We start from the raw sequence: 2,561 nt of genomic DNA on the forward strand, positions 1-2,561 counted from the left end.
AAGATATACGCGACGAGCAGGTAACCCGGAATGTGCACGCGGCCGAAATAGAAGCCCCAGTGCGCGGGAAACAGGTGCCGCGAATAAAACGCAAGCAGCATCACCGCGAGTCCCATCATGATGCCGACCGGCAGTACGGACAGCGACTTCTTCAACGGTACGCGGGCAGCCGCGAGAATTGCGCCAACCGCCACCCCCACCGCGATGATCGCCTGGAGAATGGCTGCTTCGGATAACGACATGCCCAGCGACACCTCCGCCCATTTCAGGACGATGAATTGCAGCGTCGCGCCGGCTCCCCAGAACAGCGTAGTCACGGCGAGCGATATCTGGCCGAGCTTGTCGTGCCATAACGCGTTGAAACAATCGGCGAAATCGGTGATCAGCTTGATCGGCCGGTGTTCCTGCTTCGGATAGCGCGCGCCCGTGTCGGGAATGCGAAGGTTGAAAATGGCCGCGACTATATACATCAGCACAATCACGAGCATTGCGGCTTCGGCGGGGGTATCGATCTTGGGGATATGCAGGCTAAGCAGGTGCGACGCAATGTGGGGGCTGATCAACGCGCCGCCCATCACGGTGCCAAGGATGATGGAGCCGACCGTGGTGCCTTCAATCCAGCCGTTCGCGGCGACCAGACGGTCGGCGGGTAGCAGTTCGGTGAGGATGCCGTATTTCGCCGGCGAGTAAGCCGCGGCGCCGAACCCGACAATGCCGTAGGCGAGTAACGGATGCGCACCGATGAGCATGGTGAGACAGCCAACCACCTTGATCGAATTGGTGATAAACATCACGTGGCCCTTGGGCCGGGAATCCGCGAAGGCGCCAACGAAGGCGGCCAGGACGACGTACGACAGCACAAAAAACAGCTTGAGCAGCGGCGTCATCCAGTTCGGAGCGTGAAGATCTTTCAGCAGTGCGATCGCAGCGATCAGAAGAGCGTTGTCGGCCAGCGAAGAAAAAAACTGCGCGGCCATGATGGTGTAAAAACCGTTTTTCATCTGATCCGAGGCTAGTCCGCACTGCGAGTGATTCGCCCCCTTCGCGCACGGCGCGCTGAAGCTCGCGTCCGGGTCGCACTCGGGCTCCCGTTCAGGCAGTTTCCGTTCGAAATGGGTTGTGTGCTCGGCTTTATAACACGAAAATAGGCTCATTCTGACTAGCAGTAACCTGCATCGCGGGCCGCAAGCGGTTTTGCCGCGGTGCTGCCAGACTGCGGGGAATCCGTAAGATATTGATTCTCAAGGTCTGTCATCTCGAAATTGCGTCCGCGCGTGCACTTTTTTGCATTTTCAACAATCTGCTGCAATTCGGGCCAGTGCATGACCGCCTTCCAGACTTCAGGACCGGCTGTAGACTCCGCTAAGGGAGCCCCTGAAGCTGTCCCCGAGCCGCTCGTAAATAGCAAACCGCAGCCTCCCGCTTAATCACCAGCGTTAATCACTCGAACTCCCATGCCGCGCCCCTTATCAGCCACGATCCACACCGCAGCACTCGCCAACAATCTCGCCGTCGCCCGCCGTCACGCGCCGAAATCCAAGATTTGGGCCGTGGTCAAGGCCAACGCCTATGGCCATGGTCTTTCTCGCGCGTTCCCCGGATTGCGCGCAACCGACGGTTTCGGCCTTCTCGACCTTGAGGAAGCAGTGAAGCTGCGTGAACTGGGCTGGGCCGGACCGATCCTGTTGCTGGAAGGTTTTTTCCGTCCCACGGACATCGATGTGATCGATCGCTACAGCCTCAGCACAGCCGTGCATTGCGACGAACAATTACGCATGCTGGAAATGGCGCGGCTATCCAAGCCGGTCAATATCCAGTTGAAGATGAACAGTGGCATGAACCGGCTGGGCTATACGCCGGAACGTTTTCGCGCCGCATGGGAGCGCGCGCGGGCAGTGCAGGGCGTGGGCCAGATCACGCTAATGACGCATTTCGCCGATGCCGACGGTCCTCGCGGGGTCGACTATCAATTGGAGGCATTCGAGCGCGGCGCGGAAGGCATCGCGGGCGCGCGCAGTCTGGCCAATTCGGCAGCCACGCTGTGGCATCCTGCGTCGCATTTCGATTGGGTGCGACCGGGCATCATCTTGTACGGCGCATCGCCGTCGGGCAAAACCGCCGATATCGCCAACACCGGCCTGCGTCCGGCCATGACGCTTGCGTCCGAGTTGATCGGCGTGCAATCGGTGGCTGCGGGACAGACGGTCGGCTATGGCTCCCTATTTGCAGCCACGGCTCCTATGCGGATCGGTGTAGTGGCGTGCGGCTACGCGGACGGTTATCCTCGGATTGCGCCGGACGGCACGCCGGTTATCGTCGATGGCGTGATGACGCGGGTGATCGGACGCGTATCGATGGACATGCTGACCGTTGATTTGACGCCGTGCCCGAACGCGGGAATTGGGGCGCGCGTGGAATTGTGGGGGCCGAAACTGCCCATCGACGACGTCGCGGCCGCGTGCGGCACGATCGGCTACGAGTTGATGTGTGCGGTCGCGCCACGCGTGCCTGTGCGGGCAGAGTAGCCGGAGCGGCTCAGCGATTGGGTGAGCGTTACCGAT

The 2,561-nt window shown here is 60.6% G+C and carries 3 protein-coding genes; 1 reads left to right on the forward strand and 2 read right to left on the reverse strand.

The features are described from left to right. Together lplT and WCA53_RS05425 are read right to left on the reverse strand one after the other, a co-directional pair. Positions 1–1,001 (reverse strand): lysophospholipid transporter LplT (gene lplT, locus WCA53_RS05420; RefSeq protein WP_423906557.1); only part of this gene is annotated, 1,001 nt, incomplete at its 3' end. Positions 1,002–1,159: 158 nt separating this feature from the next. Then, entirely contained in the window at positions 1,160–1,324 is a 165-nt protein-coding gene (locus WCA53_RS05425; RefSeq protein ID WP_423906560.1) for a hypothetical protein, read from the reverse strand. 130 nt (positions 1,325–1,454) lie between these two features. Between WCA53_RS05425 and alr the strand changes: the two genes are divergently transcribed. Then, positions 1,455–2,525, forward strand: a complete 1,071-nt coding sequence (gene alr / locus WCA53_RS05430) for an alanine racemase (RefSeq protein WP_423906563.1) — start codon at positions 1,455–1,457, stop codon at positions 2,523–2,525. The last annotated feature ends 36 nt before the right edge of the window (positions 2,526–2,561 follow it).

Origin of the sequence: Caballeronia sp. (assembly GCF_049581465.1) — a bacterium.
GTDB lineage: Bacteria > Pseudomonadota > Gammaproteobacteria > Burkholderiales > Burkholderiaceae > Caballeronia.

What these genes read in the sequence shown, in the direction of transcription:
- WCA53_RS05425 (WP_423906560.1), bottom strand. Translation starts at nt 1,324, where the DNA reads ATGCACTGGCCCGAATTGCAGCAGATTGTTGAAAATGCAAAAAAGTGC.
- alr (WP_423906563.1), top strand. Translation starts at nt 1,455, where the DNA reads ATGCCGCGCCCCTTATCAGCCACGATCCACACCGCAGCACTCGCCAAC.